We start from the raw sequence: 22413 nt of genomic DNA, 5'->3' as shown, positions 1-22413 counted from the left end.
TGGCAGGCGGATGGCTGGGCCATCCGCGTTTCATCTTGTTATGCGCCGACCACGACCGGCCCGGCCGGGACAGGCTTTGCCAGGTTCGGGCGCAGGGCGTCGCCAGCCGCGGCTGGGGCGACACCGGCCTCGAATTCCGAGCGGAAGTACTTGATGGCGCTGCCCAATGGCTCCACGGCGCCCGGTGCGTGGGCACAGAAGGTGCGGCCTGGGCCGAGGAAGTTGACCAGACCCAGCAGGGTCTCGATGTCTTCGGCGCGGCCCTGGCCTTTCTCCAAGGCGCGCAGCATCTTCACGCTCCAAGGCAGGCCGTCGCGGCAGGGGGTGCACCAGCCGCAGGACTCACGGGCGAAGAACTCTTCCATGTTGCGCAGCAGCGAGACCATGTTGATGCTGTCGTCGACCGCCATGGCCAGGCCTGTGCCCATACGGGTGCCGACCTTGGCGATGCCACCAGCGTACATCTGCGCATCCAGGTGCTCGGGCAGCAGGAAGCCGGTACCGGCGCCGCCAGGCTGCCAGCACTTGAGCTTGTAGCCGTCGCGCATACCACCGGCGTAGTCCTCGAACAGTTCGCGGGCGGTGACGCCGAACGGCAGTTCCCACAGGCCCGGGTTCTTCACCTTGCCGGAGAAGCCCATCAGCTTGGTGCCGTGGTCCTCGCTGCCTTCGCGGGCTAGCGACTTGTACCAGTCGTTGCCGTTGGCGACGATGGCCGGGACGTTGCACAGGGTCTCGACGTTGTTCACGCAGGTCGGCTTGCCCCACACGCCAACGGCGGCAGGGAAGGGCGGCTTGGAGCGCGGGTTGGCGCGGCGGCCTTCCAGGGAGTTGATCAGTGCGGTTTCTTCACCGCAGATGTAGCGCCCGGCACCGGTGTGCACGAACAGCTCGAAATCAAAGCCGCTGCCGAGGATGTTCTTGCCCAGCAGGCCGGCGGCCTTGGCTTCCTCGATGGCGCGGTTGAGGTTCTTCGCCGCGGTGGTGTATTCGCCGCGCAGGAAGATGTAGCCGCGGTAGGCCTTCAGGGCGCGGGCGCTGATCAGCATGCCCTCGACCAGCAGATGGGGCTGTTGCTCCATCAGCATGCGGTCCTTCCAGGTGTTGGGTTCCATCTCGTCCGCGTTGCACAGCAGGTAGCGGATGTTCAAGGACTCGTCCTTGGGCATCAGGCCCCACTTCACGCCAGTGGGGAAGCCTGCGCCGCCACGGCCCTTGAGGCCGGAGTCCTTGACGCTCTGGACGATATCGTCGGCGGACATCTGCGCCAGCGCCTTGCGGGCGGCCGCATAGCCGTTCTTGGCCTGGTACTCCTCGAGCCAGATCGGCTCGCCGTCGTCGCGCAGGCGCCAGGTCAGTGGGTGGGTTTCAGCCGAACGCGCGATGCGGTTGGCCGGGCCGAAGGAAGTGATGGTCATACGTAGCCCTCCAGCAATTTGGCAACGCCGGCAGGCTGGACGTCGCCGAAGGTGTCGTCGTCGATCATCAGCGCCGGGGCCTTGTCGCAGTTGCCCAGGCAGCACACCGGCAGCAGGGTGAAGCGCCCGTCGGCGGTGGTCTGGCCCAGGCCGATGCCCAGCTCGCTCTGGATCTGGCTGACCACCGACTCGTGGCCGCCGATGTAGCAGACCATGCTGTCGCAGACACGGATGATGTGACGGCCGACAGGTTGGCGGAAGATCTGGCTGTAGAAGGTGGCCACGCCTTCGACGTCGCTGGCCGGAATACCGAGCACTTCACCGATGGCGTAGATGGCGCCGTCCGGTACCCAGCCACGTTCCTTCTGAACGATCTTCAAGGCCTCGATGGACGCCGCGCGCGGGTCCTCGTAGTGGTGCATCTCGTGCTCGATGGCCGAGCGCTCGGTTTCGCTCAGGACGAAACGGTCGGTTTGGATAAGCGTGCTGTTCATGCTTAGCGGTCCACGTCAGCCATAACGAAGTCGATACTGCCCAGGTACGCGATGAGGTCCGCGACCATGCTGCCTTTGATCACCGAAGGGATCTGCTGCAGGTGCGGGTAGCTCGGCGTACGGATCCGGGTGCGGTAGCTCATGGTGCCGCCATCGCTCGTCAGGTAGTAACTGTTGATGCCCTTGGTCGCCTCGATCATCTGGAACGACTCGTTGGCCGGCATGACCGGGCCCCACGAGACTTGCAGGAAGTGGGTGATCAGGGTCTCGATGTGCTGCAGGGTGCGCTCTTTCGGTGGCGGCGTGGTCAGCGGGTGGTCCGCCTTGTACGGGCCTTCCGGCATGTTGCGCAGGCACTGATCGATGATGCGGATACTCTGGCGCATCTCCTCGACGCGGACCATGCAGCGATCGTAGGCATCGCCGTTGTGGGCCAGCGGCACTTCGAACTCGAAGTTCTCGTAGCCGGAGTAGGGGCGGGCCTTGCGCAGGTCGAAGTTGCAACCGGTGGCACGCAGGCCGGCACCGGTGGTACCCCATTCCAGGGCTTCCTTGGTGTTGTACGCGGCAACGCCGATGGTACGGCCCTTGAGGATGCTGTTCTGCAGGGCGGCCTTCTCGTACTCGTCCAGGCGCTTGGGCAGCCATTCGACGAAGTCCTTGACCAGCTTGTCCCAGCCGCGCGGCAGGTCGTGGGCGACGCCACCGATGCGGTACCAGGCCGGATGCAGGCGGAAACCGGTGATCGCCTCGATCACGGTGTAGGCGCGCTGGCGGTCGGTGAAGGTGAAGAAGACCGGGGTCATGGCGCCCACGTCCTGGATGTAGGTACCCAGGAACAGCAGGTGGCTGGTGATGCGGAAGAACTCGGCCAGCATGACGCGGATGGTGTCGACCTTCTGCGGCACCTTGATGCCGGCCAGCTTTTCGACGGCCAGCACGTACGGCAGGTTGTTCATCACCCCGCCGAGGTAGTCGATACGGTCGGTGTAGGGGATGAAGCTGTGCCAGGACTGGCGCTCGGCCATCTTCTCGGCGCCACGGTGGTGGTAGCCGATGTCCGGGACGCAATCGACGATCTCTTCGCCGTCCAGCTGCAGGACGATACGGAAGGCACCGTGGGCGGAAGGGTGGTTGGGGCCCAGGTTGAGGAACATGTAGTCCTCGTTGGCGCCATGACGCTTCATGCCCCAGGCTTCAGGGTTGAAGCGAGCCGACTCTTCTTCAAGCTGCTGCTTGGCCAGGTTCAGGCTGTACGGGTCGAACTCGGTGGCACGCGCCGGGAAGTCCTTGCGCAGCGGGTGGCCTTCCCAGGTCGGCGGCATGAGGATGCGCGACAGGTGCGGGTGGCCGGCGAAGTCGATGCCGAACATGTCCCAGACTTCGCGCTCGTACCAGTTGGCATTGGGCCAGATACCGGTGACCGACGGCAGGTTCAGGTCGCCTTCGCTCAAGGCCACCTTGATCATCACGTCGCTGTTACGCTCGACCGACAGCAGGTGGTAGAACACGCTGAAGTCGGCAGCCGGCAAGCCGCGGCGCTGGGTGCGCAGGCGCTCGTCGACGCCATGCAGGTCGAACAGCATGCTGTACGGCTTGGCGACGTTGCGCAGGAAGGAGAGGACGTCTTTGAGCTGGGCGCGGTTTACCCACAGGACCGGCATGCCGGTGCGGGTTTCCTGGGCGACGAATGCGTCGGCGCCAAAACGGTTGTGCAGTTCGACGACCACATCTTGGTCGTCAGCCTTGTAAGGCGGAATATAAATAGCGGTGTCCGCTGTCATGGTCTCGGTCGCTTTGAGTCAACGTAGAGAATGAAGCCAGGCCGCCGGCTCCTGGTGGAGCGGGCGGCATGTCGCTGGATCAGACTTCGTCGGGGCTGCGCAGGTTAGTGACCTGGATGCGCTGTTCACGACGCAGGTCTTTCTGGGCGGGCATCTCGGCACGGTAAATGCCTTGATCACCGACGACCCAGGAAAGCGGGCGTCGCTCCTGGCCGATCGACTCCTGCAGCAGCATCAGGCCCTGCAGGAAGGCTTCGGGGCGAGGCGGGCAGCCAGGCACATAGACATCCACGGGGAGGAACTTGTCGACCCCCTGAACGACCGAGTAAATGTCGTACATGCCGCCGGAGTTGGCGCACGAGCCCATGGAGATCACCCACTTGGGTTCGAGCATCTGCTCGTAGAGGCGCTGGATGATCGGCGCCATCTTGATGAAGCAGGTGCCGGCGACGACCATGAAGTCGGCCTGACGTGGCGAGGCCCGGATGACTTCGGCGCCGAAGCGGGCGATGTCGTGGGGTGCCGTGAAGGCCGTGGTCATTTCCACGTAGCAGCAGGACAGGCCGAAGTTGTACGGCCAGAGGGAGTTCTTGCGACCCCAGTTGACCGCGCCACGCAGCACATCTTCGAGCTTGCCCATGAAGATGTTCTTGTGGACCTGGTCCTCTAGCAGCTGATCGGTGACGGTTTCCCGGTCACCGACAGGATACTGCTCGTTGGGCGCATCCGGATCGATTCTGGTGAGATTGTATTGCATGCCAAAGCCTCATTGTTTCAGCTTCGCTTGCCGCTTGCGGCGACCTTCGGGAGCCCAATCGAGCGCCCCGACGCGCCATAGGTAGACAAGACCAGCCAACAGAATTGCAATGAAAACGAGTGCTTCGACGAATCCGGTCCAGCCGCTTTCGCGGACGGACACAGACCATGCATACAGGAATAGGGCTTCGATATCGAAGATCACGAACAGCATCGCGACCAGATAGAATTTGGCGGACAGGCGCAGGCGGGCGCTGCCGACGGGCAGCATGCCGGATTCGAAGGGTTCGTTCTTGGCGCGGCCCCATGCCTTGCTACCGAGCAGGCTGGACAGGCCGAGCATGAAGGCACACAGGCCGACGACACCCAGGAGGAAGATGGCAAAGCCCCAGTTGTGGGCGATGAGTCCTACCGAATCGGACATGCTAGAAATCCTTATACAGAGACCCAGCTCTGCAGTCTGAAATAAGTAGAGCAGCGACGCGGTGTCGCGGTTGCAGTGACCAAATGTCGCAGCTGAATCAATCGGGCTGATTTTATGGGTAAACCCAGTGCAAGTAAAATTTCTGTGGCAAATTTATTCGTAGGATTAAGAACAAAAAATGTTCGTAACTGGCTGAAACCCTTGAGTTTCGGGCATTCCCGCCGCTTTTGTTAATTATGTTTCTTGCCTGGCGTAACGACACCCTGTTCATGTAATGATAATTAATATCATTTGGGCTGTTCAGCCGTTTTTAACTTGGCCTGGTGCTTGCTAAGTTCATTTCAATGCTACCCCGGCTTGCAAATGCGAAAGGGTCTCGTTCTAGCAGGTGCTAGTCGCGTTTGTACCGCTCTGGATCAATACTTTATCGATTGAGCGGCCTGGGCCGAATCGCGATCGCGCCGATTCATATATAGGAGGGCGCGACCCTGGATAGGGCGCCAGGGCGAAGCTCGCGCTCTGGTTGGCGAACAGTCATAAGCATAGACGTGATTCGCCGGGGCACTGCACGGGCTTCATCGCCGGCAAGCCGGCTCCCACAGAGAGCTCGCCATTGGTAGGGTTTGCCGGATTCTGGAGCGGGCTTGTCCCGCGATTGGGTAGGCCCCGATATCACTGTCGCCTGGCAAGGGCTCCGCTATTGATCGAGGACTCCCGCAAAAACCACAAAATCAATGAGCTAAGCACTGTTCTTCGAGCGCTGGCTTGTCGGCGATAGGCCGAGGCCAAAACAAAAGGCCCAGGGCTTTCGCAAGCCCTGGGCCTTCATCAGCGCTTCGCTATCAGTGGAACTGCTCTTCCTCGGTCGAGCCGGTCAGCGCAGTCACCGAGGACGCGCCACCCTGGATCACGGTGGTCATGTCGTCGAAGTAGCCGGTACCGACTTCCTGCTGGTGCGCCACGAAGGTGTAGCCTTTGCTCGCATCGGCGAACTCCTGCTCCTGCAGCTTCACGTAGGCGGTCATGTCGTTGCGGGCGTAGTCGTGCGCCAGGTTGAACATGCCGTGCCACATGTTGTGGATGCCCGCCAGGGTGATGAACTGGTGCTTGTAGCCCATGGCCGACAGCTCGCGCTGGAACTTGGCGATGGTGGCGTCGTCCAGGTTCTTCTTCCAGTTGAAGGACGGCGAGCAGTTGTACGACAGAATCTGGTCCGGGTATTCCTTTTTGATCGCCTCGGCGAAGCGACGGGCCTCTTCCAGGTCTGGTTTGGCGGTTTCGCACCAGATCAGGTCGGCGTACGGGGCATAGGCCAGGCCGCGGGCGATGGCCTGGTCGAGGCCGGCGCGCACCTTGTAGAAGCCTTCGCGGGTGCGCTCGCCCACCACGAACGGCTGGTCGTACGGGTCGCAGTCGCTGGTCAGCAGGTCGGCGGCGTTGGCGTCGGTACGGGCCAGGATGATGGTCGGCACGCCAGCGACGTCCGCTGCAAGGCGTGCGGCAATCAGTTTCTGCACCGCTTCCTGGGTCGGCACCAGGACCTTGCCGCCCATGTGGCCGCATTTCTTCACCGAAGCCAGCTGGTCTTCGAAGTGCACGCCGGCGGCGCCTGCCTCGATCATGTTCTTCATCAGTTCGTAGGCGTTCAGTACGCCGCCGAAACCGGCCTCGGCATCCGCCACGATCGGGGCGAAGTAATCGATGTAGCCATCGTCGCCTGGGTTCTTGCCGGCTTTCCACTGGATCTGGTCGGCGCGACGGAAGGCGTTGTTGATGCGCTTGACCACGGTCGGTACCGAGTCGACCGGGTACAGCGACTGGTCAGGGTACATGGACTCGGCCGAGTTGTTGTCGGCGGCCACCTGCCAGCCAGACAGGTAGATGGCCTGGATGCCGGCCTTCACCTGCTGGACTGCTTGGCCGCCGGTCAGGGCGCCCATGCAGTTGACGAAATCTTTCTCGGGGCGGAAGGACGGGTGGGCACCTTCGGTGACCAGCTTCCACAGTTTTTCTGCACCCTGGCGGGCGAAGGTGTGTTCCGGCTGCAGAGAGCCACGCAGGCGGACGACATCGGCGGCGGTATAGGTACGGGTCACGCCTTTCCAGCGCGGGTTCTCGGCCCAGTCTTTCTCAAGGGCTGCAATTTGCTGTTCGCGTGTCAGTGCCATGGAAATAAAACCTCGTCGCATCAGTCTTGTGAAGTAGGTGCTTGTGCTCGACGCGGTCAGGGGTCTGGCGGCTGTCTGCCCGGCGGGAGGCGCTTGCGGACGAGGAGGCTCGAAGGGGAAGAGGGTGCAGGCGGGCAGGGTGTGACTACAGGTCGGCTCGTGGTTGCCTTGCTGCGGTACGACAGGACTGCCGGTTGCTGCGGTGATGCGCTTCCGTCCCTCGGGACAACTTCTTCGTCGCAGTCGCAATCCCGTCGAACCGCCTTGTGGGCCGTATGGACACGAGACGCCTCCAGGGGTAGGGAGGAGCGCATCTCGAAGGCCCTTGCCAGGGCCTCTGATTAGCGGGAGCGAGGCCATCATGCCCTTGGGAAAAAGTGCCTGTCAAATGTTTTGTAGTGCTTTTTTTCGCTTACTACATCTTTGGTCTAATGAGACTCTTCGGTCAGTTTCAAGGCTTTTGGTCGAGGCCTTGAAATGCCTGGGATCACTCCAGAAGGTCGACTTTCACCCGTAGTGTCATGTTTTCACCGCGCTGGGTGCTATAGGTGATGGCCGAGGCGCTTTGTCCGGCCTGGCTCTGCTGGTTGTGTCCGGCCAGGGTGATCCACTCGCCGAGCTTGCCGGTGACCGTCGTGTCGGTGCTCTGAACCTTTACTACATCCTGGCGTTCGTTGCTCATTCGGTCATTATTGGTGCTTATTTGCAGACGAACTGTATCTCCGCTCAGGCTTGGGGTGACGTAGAAGCCTTGGGTGACATTGCGATATTCGGTATCGCTCTGGATGCGGCCATAGCCGTCGGTGCTGGTACTGGTGATGGGGATGCTCTGGCCCACCTGGATCAGCGCCGGCTGGCCTTCGCTGGCCTGTATCTGCTGCATGCCGCCTTCGCGGTTGCTGGTGCCATATTGGATGACCCGGGCGTTGCCGCGGTTGTCCTGGAAGTTGCTGTCATCGTTGTCGACGCTGATCAGCAGGCGCTTGGGCGCGGTGTCGAGCTGCTGCAGCAGGGTGCGCAGGTCGTCGATGCGTTCGGGGCTGGCGTTGATGATCAGCTTGTTCTCGAAGGCGCTGACGGTGCCGTCCTTGCCCAGGAACGATTGGGCCGTCGGCAACAGTTCGGCGCTGGTGCGGTGCTGCAGCGGCAGGACTTCGGTGGCGGCCAGTGCATTGAGGCTTGCGGCCAGCAGCAGGGAGGCGATGAGAGGGCGTAGCGGCATGTCCATGATCTCCGCGGGTGGAATGATCATGATGGCAAATTTGTCGAGGATGTGCCGGGTATGAATCACGGCGCCGGGCATTTTTGCCTGCCTGGGGCGGTCGCAGGTACCAGATGCGCTGGAATTTGTGGGAGCGGGCTTGCACGCGATAGGGCCCTCACAGGCCACATGAACCTTTGCTCCGACCCGACAGTCGCAGCCAAGGGAAGCCAACGGATTGCCGCCTATGAAGCCCGTTCTCGCCTTGCTGCTGTACCTGGTCGCGACTACCACTTACGCCTCCGAGGAACCGCTGCGCATCAAGCACCTGCAACGCTGCGGCGATCTGCTCAGCGATGCCCCACAGCAATGGTGCCTGCGCACCCAAGGCCTTGGGCAGGGCAAGCCGGCGGTATGGCTCGATGGCCAGCCGCTGTCCGAAGCCCAGGTCCTTCGCGACGGCGATACGCTCAAGCTGACTCTCGACCGACCTCGCCAGCGCAGTGCGCCGCTGTGGCTCCAGGCCGATGACCAGCGGAGCAACCCTGTGTGGCTCACCCAGCGGCGTAGCCACGTGGTGGCTGCCGGCCCCGGCGAGGTGGTGAAGAACATGGATGGCCTGACCACCTACCTGGACCTGGTCAGCGTGTTGATCGAGGAAAAGCACGACGGCCTACCCGAGGCACAGCGCATTGCCGCGAAATACGGCGCCCAGGTGGTCGGTGCGATCCCGCCATTGAACGTCTACCAATTGCGCCTGCCGGTGCACGACTTGGTGCAGCGCGATGCGTTGATCCTGCGCATGGGCAGCGAGACCAGCGTCGATGCCGTGATCATCGAGGAGTCCGCCCCGGAGCGAGGCGAGGAAAGTGCCGGTCGCACGGCCAAGGCCATCGACCAGCAGGACGAGTGGGCGGCCAACCGCTTCCTGGATGCGCTGTATTTCTACCAGCGGCGCATCCCGGCTTCGTCCATACCCGTCCAGCCGCTGCGTATTGGCGTCATCGAGCGGGAGGTGGACTTCGATGCGCCGGCATTCAAGGCCTACCGTGGCGGCTGTGGTCAAGCGCCGGTGTGCCTCTACGCCCGCGATGGTGACCAGGCGGACAGCCACGGCAGCCATGTGGCCGGCATCCTGGCCGGACGCGGGGAGGGCGTGCAGGGCGGTTTCCTCAGTGGCCTGGGCAAGGTGAGCCCGGGCTTCGAGGTGATCGTCGAGCGTAACGCCGATGCCGGCATCACCGCCAACATCGCCGCCTCGGTGAACCTGGTGGAGGATGGCGTGCGGGTGTTGAACTGGAGCTGGGGCATCCACCGCGTCGGCGCGAAGAACGTGCAAGGCGACGAGGTGGACTCGCTGGTGCGCTCGGGCCTGGCCATGAGTGGTTACGAGGAGTTGCTGGAGGAGTTCTTCCTGTGGCTGCGCAAGGCGCACCCTGATGTGGTGGTGGTCAACTCGGCGGGCAATGGGGCGTCCTGGTCCGGCACCGACGAGTACCGCTTGCCGTCGTCGTTCGTCACCGAGCAGTTGCTGGTGGTCGGCGGCCACCAGCGCAGCGACCAGGCCGTTCCCGTGGATGCCCCGGAGCATGTGGTCAAGCGGCGCAGCTCCAACATCGACATGCGCGTGGATGTCAGCGCCGCGGCGTGTATTCGCCCCTCCCAGGCCGGCGACCCGCATTGCGGCACGTCCTATGCCACGCCGCTGGTGACCGCGACCGTGGCGGCCATGTTGTCGATCAACCCGGACCTGACCCCCGAACACGTGCGCATGCTGCTGCGCCGCAGCGCCCTGACCCTGGGCCCGCGACAAGACTTCGAGGCCATGGACGCGGAGGACCTGACGGCGCCGATCCTGCCGTCGGAGCGCAACGGCCAGCTACAGCACCCGGACCTGGGCCGCTCGGCACGCCTGGACATGCAACGTGCGTTGGACCTTGCGATACAGAGCCGCGAACGGGTGCGCTGAGGCCGCCGATGGTGGCCGCTGGCAGACAAATTTCGTAACATCGCGCCCCTCGATGTTCAGCCCGGGCCGTCGTTACCACCCGGAAACCACAGGAAGCCCATGAAACCCGCCCGACTCCGTGCCGACGTGCTCGCCGGCCTCACGACCTCGTTCGCCCTGGTGCCCGAGTGCATCGCCTTCGCCCTGGTGGCCCACCTCAACCCGCTCATGGGCCTGTATGGCGCTTTCATCATCTGTACCCTGACCGCGTTGTTCGGTGGCCGTCCGGGCATGATCTCCGGTGCCGCGGGTTCCATGGCGGTGGTCATCGTTGCCCTGGTGGTGCAGCACGGCGCCCAGTACCTGCTGGCCACGGTCCTGCTCGGAGGGGTGGTGATGATCCTGTTCGGCGTGCTGCGCCTGGGCAAGCTGGTGCGCCTGGTGCCATACCCGGTGATGCTCGGCTTCGTCAACGGCCTGGCCATCGTCATTGCCCTGGCCCAGCTCGAGCACTTCAAGGACGGCGAGCACTGGCTCAGTGGCTCGCCCCTGTATCTGATGATCGGCCTGGTGGCCCTGACCATGCTGGTCGTCTACATTTTGCCGCGCCTGACCCGTGCCGTGCCCCCGGCCCTGGTCGCGATCCTCGGGGTGGGCCTGCTGGTCTACCTGCTCGACCTGCCGACCCGCACCCTCGGCGACATGGCGCACATCGCCGGCGGCCTGCCGCAGTTGGCCCTGCCGCAGGTGCCCTGGAACCTGGAGACCCTTACGATCATCTGGCCCTATGCGGTGCTGATGGCCATGGTCGGTCTGCTGGAAACCCTGCTGACCCTCAACCTCACCGACGAGATCACCGAGAGCCGTGGCTACCCGGACCGCGAATGCGTGGCCTTGGGCGCGGCCAACATGGTCTCGGGCCTGTGCGGCGGCATGGGCGGCTGCGCGATGATCGGCCAGACGGTGATCAACCTCAGCTCCAATGGTCGAGGCCGGCTGTCGGGCGTGGTGGCCGGGGTGATGATCCTGCTGTTCGTGCTGTTCCTGTCGCCGTTGATCGAGCGCATCCCGCTGGCGGCGCTGGTGGGAGTGATGTTCGTGGTGGCCCAGCAGACCTTCGCCTGGGCGTCGCTGCGGGTGCTGCACAAGGTGCCGGCGAGCGATGTGCTGGCGATCATCGCGGTGACCGTGGTCACGATCTTCACCGACCTGGCCGCCGCGGTACTGTTCGGCATCGTCATCGCGTCGATCAATTTCGCCTGGCAGCATGCCCGCGAGCTGTATGCCGACAGCCATGTCGACGACCAAGGCGGCAAGGTTTACCAGGTGCATGGCACCCTGTTCTTCGCCTCGACCACGCCGTTTCTCAACCAGTTCGACCCGGCGCAGGACCCGGCCAGCGTGACCCTGGACTGCAAGCACCTGAGCTTCGTGGACTATTCGGCGATCGCGGCGCTGAAAACCCTGCGCGAACGCTATGCCAAGGCCGGCAAGCACCTGCGGGTGGTGCACCTGTCGGAGCGTTGCAAGAAGCTGCTCAAGCGGGCCGGCGAGCAGCACTGACCGGCATGTGCCCTTGTAGGAGCGGCCTTGCGCCGCGAAAGGGCTGCGAAGCAGCTCCAGCGATGTGTGCCTGAGCGCTGAAGGCCGGGGCCGTTTCACGGCCCTTTCGCGGCGCAAGGCCGCTCCTACGAGGAGCAGGCGAGCGATTCAGGATTCCCCGCGCCCTTTCTTGACGATCACATCGGCAATGCTTGCGGGCGCTTCGGCGTACCGGGTGAACTCCATCGAGTAGCTTGCCCGGCCCTGGGTCATCGAACGCATGGCCGTGGCGTAGCCGAACATCTCGCCCAGCGGCACCTCGGCACGGATCACCTTGCCCGCCGGTGTCTCGTCACCGTCCTGGATCATCCCCCGACGCCGGCTCAGGTCGCCCATGATGTCGCCCTGGTACTCCTCGGGGGTCACCACTTCCACCTTCATCACCGGTTCCAGCAGCACCGCGCCGCCTTTGTGCGACAGCTGCTTGGTGGCCATCGACGCGGCGATCTTGTAGGCCATCTCGTTGGAGTCGACGTCGTGATACGAGCCGTCATATACCGCGGCTTTCAGGCTGATCAGCGGGTAGCCGGCCAGCACCCCGTTCTTCATCTGTTCCTCGATGCCTTTCTGAATCGCGGGGATGTACTCGCGCGGCACCACGCCGCCGACGATCTCGTTGACGAATTCCAGGCCTTCCTTGCCCTCGTCGCCCGGGGCGAAGCGGATCCAGCAATGACCGTACTGGCCGCGTCCGCCGGACTGGCGCACGAACCGGCCCTCGATCTCGCAGGTATTGCGGATTTTCTCGCGGTAGGCCACTTGTGGCTTGCCGATATTGGCCTCGACGTTGAACTCGCGCTTCATGCGGTCGACGATGATGTCCAAGTGCAGCTCGCCCATGCCGGAGATGATCGTCTGGCCGGTTTCTTCATCGGTCTTGACTCGGAACGACGGGTCTTCCTGGGCCAGCTTGCCCAGGGCGATGCCCATCTTCTCTTGGTCGGCCTTGGTCTTGGGTTCCACGGCAACGGAAATCACCGGGTCGGGGAAGTCCATGCGCTCGAGGATGATCGGCTTGTCCATGTCGCACAGCGTATCGCCGGTGGTCACGTCTTTCATGCCGATCAGTGCGGCGATATCGCCGGCGCAGACATCCTTGATCTCGGCGCGCTGGTTGGCGTGCATCTGTACCATGCGGCCGATGCGCTCCTTCTTGCCCTTGACCGAATTGAGCACGGCATTGCCTGAGCTGAGCACGCCGGAATACACCCGGGCGAACGTCAAGGTGCCGACGAAGGGGTCGGTGGCGATCTTGAAGGCCAGGGCGGAGAAGGGCTCGTTGTCGTCGGCGTGGCGCTCCAGGTGCTTGTCCTCATCGTCCGGGTCGGTGCCCTTGATCGCCGGAATCTCGCTGGGGGCGGGCAGGTAGTCGATCACCGCGTCGAGCATCAGCGGCACGCCCTTGTTCTTGAACGACGAACCGAGGATGGTCGGCACGATCTCGTTGGCCAGGGTGCGCTGGCGCAGGCCGGCCTTGATCTCGTCGATGCTCAGTTCCTCACCGTCGAGGAACTTCATGGTCAGCTCGTCGTTGGCCTCGGCCGCGGCTTCGATCATGTGCGCCCGCCATTGCTCGGCCAGGTCGCGCAACTCCTCAGGGATCTCTTCCTCGCGGTAGCTGGTGCCCTGGTCGGCCTCGTTCCAGTAGATGGCCTTCATCTTCACCAGGTCGATCTGCCCAGCGAAGGTTTCTTCGCTGCCGATGGCCAGCTGGATCGGTACCGGGTGATGGCCCAGGCGCTGGTCGATCTGTTTCACCACCCGCAGGAAGTCGGCGCCCTGGCGATCCATCTTGTTGACGTAGGCCAGGCGCGGCACATGGTACTTGTTGGCTTGGCGCCACACCGTTTCCGATTGCGGCTCGACCCCGTCGGCGCCGCTGAACACCACTACCGCGCCGTCGAGCACGCGCAACGACCGCTCCACCTCGATGGTGAAATCCACATGGCCGGGGGTATCGATGATGTTGAAGCGGTACTTGTCGGCGAACTGCTTGGTCGAGCCTTGCCAGAAGGCCGTGGTGGCCGCCGAGGTGATGGTGATGCCGCGCTCCTGTTCCTGGGCCATCCAGTCCATGGTGGCGGCGCCGTCATGGACCTCGCCCATCTTGTGGTTGACCCCGGTGTAGAACAGGATGCGTTCGGTGGTGGTGGTCTTGCCGGCGTCGACGTGGGCGACGATGCCGATGTTGCGGTACAGCTCGATGGGAGTCGTGCGGGCCATGGTCAGTCACCTGTGGGTGAGCGGGTTCTCCCAAGGTAGCAGACGATGACGAACCTGCCGGGGCGGCGGCTGAGTATCCGACGGTTGCCAAGGCAAGGGCATGTGCCGCCTAATCCAGGGCTCGTTCGCCGATTCCCTGGAGTCCCCCATGGCCCTTGCCGTTCCGCTGGAAACCTGGTGCCAGCAGCACCCGCTGATCGCCGACCTGGTGCGCCATGCGCAGGTTGCCTGGTTCAACCCGGGCGTCGTGCCCAGCGCACAAGCGCTTGCCGATGTGCCGCTGGGCGCTGCCGATATCGCCCAGGCCAGCGCCCGGCTTGAGCGTTTTGCGCCGTTCATCGCCTCGGCGTTTACGCAGACGGTGGCGTCCGCAGGCCTCATCGAGTCACCCTTGCGGCCCTTGCCGACCCTGCAGGCCGCGCTGTGCGACGAGTTGGATATCGCACCCAGCGGCCGGCTGTGGCTCAAGGCCGACAACCAGCTGCCCATTTCCGGTTCGATCAAGGCCCGGGGCGGTATCTACGAGGTGCTCAAGCACGCCGAGGACCTCGCCCTGGCCCACGGCCTGCTCAAGCCCGGGGATGATTACGCAAGGCTCGACAGCGACGCGGCGCGCGCCTTCTTCGGCCAATACAGCATCGCCGTCGGCTCCACCGGCAACCTGGGGCTGTCCATTGGTATGATGGGGGCCCGGCTTGGGTTCCGGACCACGGTGCACATGTCCGCCGATGCCCGTCAATGGAAGAAGGATCGCCTACGCGCCTGTGGCGTGGAGGTGCGCGAATACGAGGCCGACTACGGCGTTGCCGTGGCCCAAGGGCGGCGCGAAGCGGATGCCGACCCTAACTGCCATTTCGTCGATGACGAAAACTCCACCGATCTGTTCCTCGGCTACGCCGTGGCCGCCGAGCGCCTGCGCGGGCAGTTGCAGGACGCAGGCATCCAGGTCGATATCGACCACCCGTTGTTCGTCTACCTGCCGTGTGGCGTCGGCGGTGGGCCCGGTGGTGTGGCCTTTGGCCTGAAGCAGGCGTTCGGCGATGCGGTGCATTGCCTATTCGCCGAGCCCACCCATTCGCCATGCATGCTGCTGGGGGTCTATACCGGGCTGCACGAGCAGGTCTCGGTCTATGACTTCGGCCTGGACAACCATACCGCCGCCGACGGGCTAGCGGTCGGACGGCCCTCGGGGTTCGTCGGGCGCAGCATGCAGCGTTTGGTAGATGGCTATTACACCGTCAGCGATGCCGAACTGTTCCGCCTGCTGGCCCTGATGGACCGGCTCGAAGACGAGCAGCTGGAGCCCTCGGCGGCGGCGGGCGTGCCGGGCATGGGCCAGGTGCTGCTGGAAAACCAAGGGTATCGCCAGCGCATGGGGCTAGACGCGCGGCGCATGGCCAATGCCACCCACCTGGTATGGGCGACGGGCGGCAGCATGGTGCCGCAGCAGGAGATGGATGCGTACCTGGAGAAGGGTCGCGCCATCCTGCATGGCCGCCAGGGGCACTGAGCCCGGGCGGCCAGCGGTGTGCGTCAGTCGGCCAGGGCCAGCAGGTGCCACTGGCCGTCGCTTTCCCGGGCCAGGCCGCTGGCGGGCAGCAGGGCCAGCAGGCGTTCGTGCAGCGCCGCCTCGGTGAACGCCTTGACGGTGGCCAGGTCCAGTTCGCCCACCTGCTGCAGGTCGGCCTTGGTGTAGGACAGCCAGGCCTTCTTCAGTACCTGCAGCACATCGCTGCCGGCGGTGTTGGCGAAGCGCCGATGCAGCGTGCGGCCTTCCAGCGCGAAGGTGTGGCGGTGGGCGTAGCCGCTCTCGTCGCCGCCCAGGTCGGCGCAACGGTGGCAGCGGCAGACCCCTTCACCGAAGGCGTTGCGCAGGTAGCTGTTGAAATCCACGACGGGCTTGAGGGTCAGGCGTTTGTCGACCTCGAACAGGTCGGCGATCAGGGGTTCTTCGGCGCTCACTCGGGATCCTCGTGTGGTGTGGCGTGCATCGGCGGGCACCCTAACAGATTGGGTCGGGGGAGGCCATGTCGGTGGGCAGAAGGAGGTCTCCTCAGCACAGGCCTAATCGCTGGCAAGCCGGCTCCCACCAGGCCTGCGCTGACTTCATGCTTGTGGGAGCCGGCTTGCCGGCGATTGGGCCAGTATGCCCGTACAAATATTCCCTGCGCCCCTCGCGCCTGGCCATTACCTGCCGTACCCTAGTGTGGTGTTTTGCAAATACGACCAAAAAGCGCCGCGACTTATGGTTGTTATTTGTGAAACACCACACTAGGCCCCTGGCGCCTGCAGCGCCGTCCCAGTTTTCACGAGGCACCTCGATTGAGCAAATACCCCTACATCGCCACCGTAACCGTCAGCGCCGAAGACCGTGGGGGCGATGCCGAAGCAATGGAAAATCCCAACATGCGCGTGGGTCTGGAAGCGGTTACCGAAACCCTGAAGAAAGTGCACTTCGTTGGTACCTTGGCGGCGCCGGAAAAGCCCGCCACGCATATCTGCGTGACCCTGGAAAACGGCTTGACCTACTACGGCCCCATCGTCAACGGCCACGCCGAGCTCGAAGGCGGCTGGATCGCCTTCGAGTCCGACATGCTCACGCCCGAGGAACTGGGGCTCTGAAAGCCCGGAGCTCAGTCCAGTTCGGCCAGGCACTGCTCGAGGATATCCAGGCCTTGCTCGAGCACGTCAGGTTCGATGGTCAGCGGGGCCAACAGGCGAATGATGTGCCGCGCCTTGCCGCTGGGCATCAATAACAGCCCTTTGGCTCGCGCAGCCTCCATCACCTTGGCCAGCTGCGCAGGTGCCGGGCTGCCGTCGGCAGTGACCAACTCCAGGCCGCGCATGGCCCCGGTGCCTGTCAGGCGGCCCAGGGCCGAGGTCAGGCCAGAGGCCTTCCAACGTTCGTAGCGTGCGACGATAGCCTGTTCCTGGCGCTCGCCCCAGGTCGCCAGGTTCTCGTCGCTCATCTGCGCCAGGCTGGCCAGTGCCGCCGCGCAGGCGATCGGGTTGCCGGAATAGGTGCCGCCCAGGCCACCCTTGGGCAGCGAGTCCATGATCGCCTTGCGCCCGACTACGGCGCCCAGGGGCATGCCACCGGCGATGCTCTTGGCCAGCAACAACAGGTCTGGCTCGATCCCCAGGCGCGGGAAGGCGAAGCGCTGGCCGGTGCGGCCGAACCCGGACTGGATCTCATCGATGATGATCAGAATCCCATGCGCGTCGCAGAATCGGCGTAGTGCCTGGGCGAATACCGGGTCCAACGCCAGGAAGCCGCCTTCGCCCTGCACCGGTTCGAAGATGAATGCCGCCACGTCCTCCACCGCCAGCTCGACGCTGAACAGCCGGTCCATGGCCTTGAGCGCCTGTTCGCAGGTCACCCCGGTATCGGCGCTGGGGTAGGGCAGGTGGTAGACCGGCCCCGGCAGCTCACCCACGCGTTGCTTGTAGGGCGCTACCTTGCCGTTGAGGTTCAGGGTGGCCAGAGTGCGCCCATGGAACCCGCCATCGAAGGCGACGATGGCACGCTTGCCCGTCGCGCCGCGTGCCACTTTCAGGGCATTTTCAGCCGCTTCGGCACCGCTGTTGGTCAGCATGCCCGCCAAGGGGTAGCTGACCGGCACGAAGTGTCGCAGCCGCTCCATCAGTTCCAGGTATGGGCCGTGGGGCGCTGCGTTGAACGCGTAATGGGTCAGGCGAGTGGCCTGAACCTGGATCGCCTCTACCACGGCGGGGTTGCAATGGCCCAGGTTGAGTACCCCGATGCCACCGACGAAGTCGATGTAACGCTTGCCGTCGGTATCCCAGACTTCGGCATTGCGGCCATGGGAAAGTGTAATCGGATGAACGATGGCAATGGATTGGCTGATACTTTCCTGTTGCATGTGCACGCAAACCTTTTGTTTGGGTTTTTTATTATCGAAGCGTGCCGGCCTCTACTTGTGCAAACGAATTATTCGATTGCGGTCATTCCTTTAATTCGTGAATAAAACCGTTTTACAGGCCTTGGGCCACGCGTTCTCGTATCCATTGCACGAACGCCCGTACCTTGGGCACCTCGGCCGCATGTTCGGCATGGGCGATGAAATGCCTGCCGTTGCTCGCCACCGGGTGGTCCCAGGCCACCACCAGCTTGCCTTCCGCCAGCTCCTCGGCCACTAGGTAGCGCGGGATCAGGGCGATGCCGCAGCCGGCAATGGCCGCGCGGATGCACAGGTAGAACGTGTCGAAACGCGGGCCGTGATAGCTGTTCTCGCTGTGCAGGCCCAGGCCGAGGAACCATTCATGCCATGCCTCCGGCCGCGAGGCGCATTGCAACAGGCGGTACTCGGTGAGTGCCTGGGCGCTGTCCAGGCGGTGCTGCTCGCGCAGGCCCGGTGCGCAGACCGGCACCACTTCTTCGCTGAACAGCTCGATGCAGGTGGCGCCCGGCCAGGTGCCTTGGCCGAAGAAGAAAGCGATGTCGGCCTTGGCCTGCAGCAGGTCGAACGGCTCCAGCTCGTTGCGGATATCCAGGTGGATGCGCGGGTGGCGTTCACCGAACCCCTTGAGCCTGGGCACCAGCCAGCGCGCGCCGAAGGTCGGCTGGGTGGCGATGCGCAGCACCTCGGTCTCGTCACCGTAGCTGAGGATGTAGCGGCTGGAGATGTCGATCTGGGTGAGGATCTTGTTCACTTCGGTCAGGTACAGCGCGCCGGCCGGCGTCAGGTGCAGGCGCCGGCGGATGCGCTGGAACAGTGGGTGCGACAGCATGTCCTCGAGCTGCGCCACCTGCTTGCTGACCGCGCTCTGGGTCAGGTGCAGCTCCTGTGCGGCGCGGGTGAAGCTCAGGTGGCGGGCAGCTGCCTCGAAGCACTGCAGGGCGGTGGTGGAGGGCATCAGGCGTTTGGACATGGGCAGCGCGTACCGAGCAAAAATGGAACGAATTCATTCCTAAACGGAATTATGTGCTTCGAAAAGGTCGTTTGTTGACCTCGCCTTATAGATTAATACTGACCCGCGTCAACGATTACAACCCGCTGTCGATGTAGGAGAAAAACATGAAGGTTGTCGATCTGCCCACGCGTATTGGTTGTGCCGAAAGTTATGCGCCCAGGATAACTATCCGCACGCGGCCTTGACGTTCGGATGATCGGCACGCAGGCGTGCTCCGCGCCTGTTTCCGAACAAAACAACAACAACTCAGCAATTACGACTTACCCGCATTCTGCTCCATTTTTCAGCCGCCCCTTGCGGCGGCCGACCCATTCGAGGGTTCCCCATGGCATCGCAACAACAAAAGAAACAGCGTTCGCTGCAGCACGGCCTGACGTCGCGTCAGGTTTCCATGATTTCCATCGCCGGCATCATCGGCGCGGGCCTGTTCATCGGCTCCTCCAACGCCATCGCCACCGCCGGCCCGGCCATCCTCATCTCCTACGCCATGACCGGCCTGCTGGTCCTGCTGGTGATGCGCATGCTCGGCGAAATGGCCATCGCCAACCCCAACAGCGGTTCGTTCTCCACCTATGCTGCCGAGGCTATCGGCCCATGGGCGGGCTTCACCATCGGCTGGCTGTACTGGTGGTTCTGGGTGTTGATCATCCCGGTCGAGGCCATCGCTGGCGCGGACATCCTCCACGCCTACTTCCCGGCGGTGCCGTCCTGGCTGTTTGCCTTCCTGATCATGATCGTGCTGTCGGGCACCAACCTCATCAGCGTGAAGAACTTCGGTGAGTTCGAATACTGGTTCGCCCTGGTCAAGGTGATCGCCATCCTGGCTTTCATCGGTATCTGCAGCCTTGCCGTGTTCGGCGTCTGGCCCTTGGCCGAGACCTCCGGTGTCAGCCAGCTGTGGGCCAACGGCGGTTTCATGCCCAATGGCTTCGGTACCGTGCTCGGGGGCGTGCTGATCACCATCTTTTCGTTCTTCGGCGCGGAAATCGTCACCATCGCGGCCGACGAGACCGCCAACCCCAAGGAGAAGATCCGCCGCGCGACCAACCTGGTGGTGTATCGCATCGCCATCTTCTATCTGGCGTCCATTTTCCTGGTGGTGTCGCTGGTGGCCTGGAACGACCCGGGCCTGAAGGCCGTTGGTTCGTTCCAGCGCGTACTCGAGGTGCTGAACGTACCGGGTGCCAAGCTGATGGTAGACCTGGTGGTACTGGTGGCGGTGACCAGTTGCATGAACTCAGGCCTCTACACTGCGTCGCGCATGCTCTACTCGCTGGGTGCACGGGGCGAGGCTCCGCGGACGATCAAGCGCATCTCCGGCAACGGCGTGCCCACCGTGGCGGTGGTGCTGTCCACCCTGGCGGGCTTCGTCGGCTGCTTCGTCAACTATGTGTTCCCAGGCAAGGTATTCGGCTTCCTGCTGTCGACCACCGGCGCCATCGCCTTGCTGGTGTACCTGGTGATCGCCGTGTCGCAACTGCGCATGCGTGCCCGAGCTGAGCGCGAAGGCGCGGAGCTGGCGCTGAAGATGTGGCTGTTCCCCTGGCTGACCTGGCTGGTGATCGGCCTGATCGTCATGGTGCTGGGCTACATGTTGTTCAGCGATGCCTACCGCTACGAGACGCTGATGACTGCCGGGGTGACCTGCTTCATCCTGCTGATCGCCTTGACCCGTCGGCGTGCAGCTGCAAGGGCCGCGCAGCCTGCCTGACTACATTCGTGGAGCCAGGCCCAGCTGCTGCAGGGCCTGGCCCGCGATCTGCCGGGTCAGCTCGCCCGCATCCAGGTGTTGCCCCAGGCGCAACGCCTGGCCCGCCCATAAGTTGCTGAAGTCGCTGTTGCCTTGAGGGTCACGGATCGCCCGCAAAGGCATCAGCGCACCCCCGGCCAGCGGGAAACGCGGTGCCAGCGGGCTCATCGGCCCCAGCTCGCGCATGATGCGGTTGTTGATGCCGCGGGCGGGGCGACCGGTGAACAGGTTGGTCAATGCCGTGTCGCTGGCCGGGGCGCTGTCCAGCGCGCGGCGATGGGCCGGCGATACCTTGGCCTGCGGGCAGAACAGGTAAGCGGTGCCCACCTGCACCGCCGAGGCGCCCAGGGCCAGGGCGGCGACCAGGCCGCGGTGGTCGCCGATGCCGCCGGCAGCGATCACCGGTACCTGGACCGCATCCACTACCTGGGGCACCAAGGCGAAGGTGCCGACCTGGCTGGTGATGTCTTCGCTCAGGAACATGCCGCGATGACCACCCGCTTCGTAGCCCATGGCGATGATCGCGTCGCAGCCATTGGCCTCAAGCCACACCGCTTCTTCCACCGTGGTGGCGCTGGACAGCACCTTGGCGCCACTGGCCTTGACCCGTTGCAGCAGGTCGGCCTGGGGCAGGCCGAAGTGAAAGCTCACCACCTCGGGGCGTAGTTGCTCTACCAACTGGCAGCTTTGCTCATCGAACGGTGCGCGGTTTGAGACCGGTGTCGGTGCGTCGAAGTCCGCCCCCGTTTCCTCGTAGTAGGGCTTGAGTGCCTGCTTCCAGCGCAGGTCGCGCTCGGCGTCGGGCGCCGGCGGCTGATGGCAGAAGAAATTCAGGTTGAGCGGGCCCTGGCAGCCTGCACGAAACGCCTCGATCTCGGCGCGCACCTGCTCGGCGCTGAGCATGGCACAGGGCAGGGCGCCGAGCCCGCCGGCGTTGCCCACGGCGATGGCCATGGCCGACCCGGTGGCCCCCGCCATGGGGGCCTGGAGGATGGGCAACTCGATGCCCAGCAGATCGAGAATGCGTCGGTCGGGCCAGTTGCTCATGCGCTACTCCTTGTGGGCGAGGATCGGGCGGGGAATTACAGGGCCTTGCTGACCTGGATGTCGCTGATTTTCTCGGCGTCTTCGCCATGGATCTTGCGCAGCGCTTCCAGGGCCTGTTCCTGGGAGGCGTCGGGCATCAAAGCGAAGTCCCAGCGGCGCTCGCCGTCGAGCTTGTACTTGATCACGTATTTGATGGTCTGGGTCATGGCGGGGCCTTATCCGAGTCTGGAGGACGAACGGCGAATGATCTTGATCTTGTGGGTGAAGGTCGGCTTGCGCGTCACCGAGATCGGGCGCGGGCTCACGGTGTCGATGGTGATGTTCCAGAAGCCGGTGCTGGGTACGGTGATCTTGGCTGGGAACTTGATGAAGTGGCCACCGTGGTAGGTGTGCCGGCCGCCATTCTTGAAGCTGCGGAAGTTGGCGTCGTTCATCAGGCGGATATTGCAGCGCTGGGAGCATTCGATGACGACCACGTCGTCCTCGTTCAGGTGCTCGCGCTGGTGTACGAATTTCATGGGGTGCTCCGCAAGGATTGGTTCAGCAAAGGCAAACGATACCACGATGTCAGGATGGACTCGCGCCCGGATGGTTAGGCCAAAGATAAATCTGCCAAAGCAGGGAGCAAATCCGCCCGGCTGTTGTCCAACCGTTTCTTGTCGA

At 63.7% G+C, this 22413-nt stretch carries 19 protein-coding genes; 5 read left to right on the top strand and 14 right to left on the bottom strand.

What is annotated here, in order from left to right; translation table 11 throughout:
* Nucleotides 1-38: 38 nt before the first annotated feature.
* The 7 genes from nuoF to IRZ56_RS01770 form a co-directional block, all read right to left on the bottom strand.
* Nucleotides 39-1418 (bottom strand): NADH-quinone oxidoreductase subunit NuoF, encoded by a 1380-nt coding sequence (gene nuoF / locus IRZ56_RS01800; protein ID WP_196143327.1) that lies wholly within the window; start codon nucleotides 1416-1418, stop codon nucleotides 39-41.
* Nucleotides 1415-1912 carry an NADH-quinone oxidoreductase subunit NuoE gene (gene nuoE, locus IRZ56_RS01795; protein ID WP_084859167.1) on the bottom strand — a complete coding sequence of 166 codons (498 nt, stop codon included), beginning with the start codon at nucleotides 1910-1912 and terminating at the stop codon, nucleotides 1415-1417. Before nuoE ends, nuoF begins: the two co-directional genes overlap by 4 nt.
* Nucleotides 1913-1914: 2 nt before the next feature.
* A complete protein-coding gene (gene nuoC / locus IRZ56_RS01790) occupies nucleotides 1915-3696 on the bottom strand; it encodes an NADH-quinone oxidoreductase subunit C/D (RefSeq protein WP_196143326.1) in 1782 nt (593 codons plus the stop codon).
* Nucleotides 3697-3775: 79 nt separating this feature from the next.
* On the bottom strand, nucleotides 3776-4453 hold the full coding sequence (locus IRZ56_RS01785; RefSeq protein ID WP_196143325.1) for a NuoB/complex I 20 kDa subunit family protein: 678 nt from the start codon (nucleotides 4451-4453) through the stop codon (nucleotides 3776-3778).
* A 9-nt stretch (nucleotides 4454-4462) separates the two neighbouring features.
* Nucleotides 4463-4876 (bottom strand): NADH-quinone oxidoreductase subunit A, encoded by a 414-nt coding sequence (locus IRZ56_RS01780; RefSeq protein WP_043209159.1) that lies wholly within the window; start codon nucleotides 4874-4876, stop codon nucleotides 4463-4465.
* An 842-nt stretch (nucleotides 4877-5718) separates the two neighbouring features.
* Nucleotides 5719-7044 (bottom strand): isocitrate lyase, encoded by a 1326-nt coding sequence (gene aceA, locus IRZ56_RS01775; protein ID WP_196143324.1) that lies wholly within the window; start codon nucleotides 7042-7044, stop codon nucleotides 5719-5721.
* Between the two features lie 487 nt (nucleotides 7045-7531).
* Entirely contained in the window at nucleotides 7532-8266 is a 735-nt protein-coding gene (locus IRZ56_RS01770) for a secretin N-terminal domain-containing protein (protein WP_196143374.1), read from the bottom strand.
* Nucleotides 8267-8492: 226 nt separating this feature from the next.
* Between IRZ56_RS01770 and IRZ56_RS01765 the strand changes: the two genes are divergently transcribed.
* Together IRZ56_RS01765 and IRZ56_RS01760 are read left to right on the top strand one after the other, a co-directional pair.
* Nucleotides 8493-10214, top strand: a complete 1722-nt coding sequence (locus tag IRZ56_RS01765) for a S8/S53 family peptidase (protein WP_196143323.1) — start codon at nucleotides 8493-8495, stop codon at nucleotides 10212-10214.
* 99 nt (nucleotides 10215-10313) lie between these two features.
* Complete coding sequence (locus tag IRZ56_RS01760; protein ID WP_196143322.1) at nucleotides 10314-11756, top strand: SulP family inorganic anion transporter; 1443 nt, start codon at nucleotides 10314-10316, stop codon at nucleotides 11754-11756.
* A gap of 147 nt (nucleotides 11757-11903) precedes the next feature.
* Here the strand turns inward: IRZ56_RS01760 and fusA are convergent, their stop codons facing one another.
* Complete coding sequence (fusA, locus tag IRZ56_RS01755; RefSeq protein ID WP_196143321.1) at nucleotides 11904-14018, bottom strand: elongation factor G; 2115 nt, start codon at nucleotides 14016-14018, stop codon at nucleotides 11904-11906.
* 148 nt (nucleotides 14019-14166) lie between these two features.
* Between fusA and dsdA the strand changes: the two genes are divergently transcribed.
* Nucleotides 14167-15528, top strand: coding sequence for a D-serine ammonia-lyase (gene dsdA / locus IRZ56_RS01750; RefSeq protein ID WP_196143320.1), 1362 nt, complete (start codon nucleotides 14167-14169; stop codon nucleotides 15526-15528).
* Nucleotides 15529-15551: 23 nt separating this feature from the next.
* Here the strand turns inward: dsdA and IRZ56_RS01745 are convergent, their stop codons facing one another.
* Nucleotides 15552-15980 carry a hypothetical protein gene (locus IRZ56_RS01745; protein WP_196143319.1) on the bottom strand — a complete coding sequence of 143 codons (429 nt, stop codon included), beginning with the start codon at nucleotides 15978-15980 and terminating at the stop codon, nucleotides 15552-15554.
* Between the two features lie 360 nt (nucleotides 15981-16340).
* Here IRZ56_RS01745 and IRZ56_RS01740 point away from each other — a divergent pair, with 360 nt between their 5' ends.
* Nucleotides 16341-16640 carry a hypothetical protein gene (locus IRZ56_RS01740; RefSeq protein WP_084859152.1) on the top strand — a complete coding sequence of 100 codons (300 nt, stop codon included), beginning with the start codon at nucleotides 16341-16343 and terminating at the stop codon, nucleotides 16638-16640.
* 11 nt (nucleotides 16641-16651) lie between these two features.
* On the opposite strand, the gene IRZ56_RS01735 is transcribed toward IRZ56_RS01740, so the two are convergent.
* Together IRZ56_RS01735 and gcvA are read right to left on the bottom strand one after the other, a co-directional pair.
* Nucleotides 16652-17902: an aspartate aminotransferase family protein gene (locus tag IRZ56_RS01735; RefSeq protein ID WP_196143318.1), complete on the bottom strand. Its 1251-nt coding sequence runs from the start codon at nucleotides 17900-17902 to the stop codon at nucleotides 16652-16654.
* 112 nt (nucleotides 17903-18014) lie between these two features.
* Complete coding sequence (gene gcvA / locus IRZ56_RS01730) at nucleotides 18015-18911, bottom strand: transcriptional regulator GcvA (RefSeq protein ID WP_196143317.1); 897 nt, start codon at nucleotides 18909-18911, stop codon at nucleotides 18015-18017.
* A gap of 367 nt (nucleotides 18912-19278) precedes the next feature.
* Here gcvA and IRZ56_RS01725 point away from each other — a divergent pair, with 367 nt between their 5' ends.
* Nucleotides 19279-20664: an amino acid permease gene (locus IRZ56_RS01725; RefSeq protein ID WP_196143316.1), complete on the top strand. Its 1386-nt coding sequence runs from the start codon at nucleotides 19279-19281 to the stop codon at nucleotides 20662-20664.
* On the opposite strand, the gene IRZ56_RS01720 is transcribed toward IRZ56_RS01725, so the two are convergent.
* From IRZ56_RS01720 to IRZ56_RS01710, 3 genes are read right to left on the bottom strand one after another with little or no spacing between them, the layout of a single operon-like run.
* Nucleotides 20665-21750 carry an NAD(P)H-dependent flavin oxidoreductase gene (locus IRZ56_RS01720; protein ID WP_196143315.1) on the bottom strand — a complete coding sequence of 362 codons (1086 nt, stop codon included), beginning with the start codon at nucleotides 21748-21750 and terminating at the stop codon, nucleotides 20665-20667.
* A gap of 35 nt (nucleotides 21751-21785) precedes the next feature.
* Nucleotides 21786-21956, bottom strand: coding sequence for a hypothetical protein (locus IRZ56_RS01715; RefSeq protein ID WP_172403075.1), 171 nt, complete (start codon nucleotides 21954-21956; stop codon nucleotides 21786-21788).
* 9 nt (nucleotides 21957-21965) lie between these two features.
* Complete coding sequence (locus IRZ56_RS01710; RefSeq protein WP_084859148.1) at nucleotides 21966-22268, bottom strand: DUF1883 domain-containing protein; 303 nt, start codon at nucleotides 22266-22268, stop codon at nucleotides 21966-21968.
* Nucleotides 22269-22413 lie beyond the last annotated feature (145 nt).

It is taken from the genome of Pseudomonas guariconensis, from assembly GCF_015680235.1.
GTDB classification, from domain to species: domain Bacteria; phylum Pseudomonadota; class Gammaproteobacteria; order Pseudomonadales; family Pseudomonadaceae; genus Aquipseudomonas; species Aquipseudomonas guariconensis_A.
This window is presented reverse-complemented; position numbering and strand designations above follow the sequence as displayed.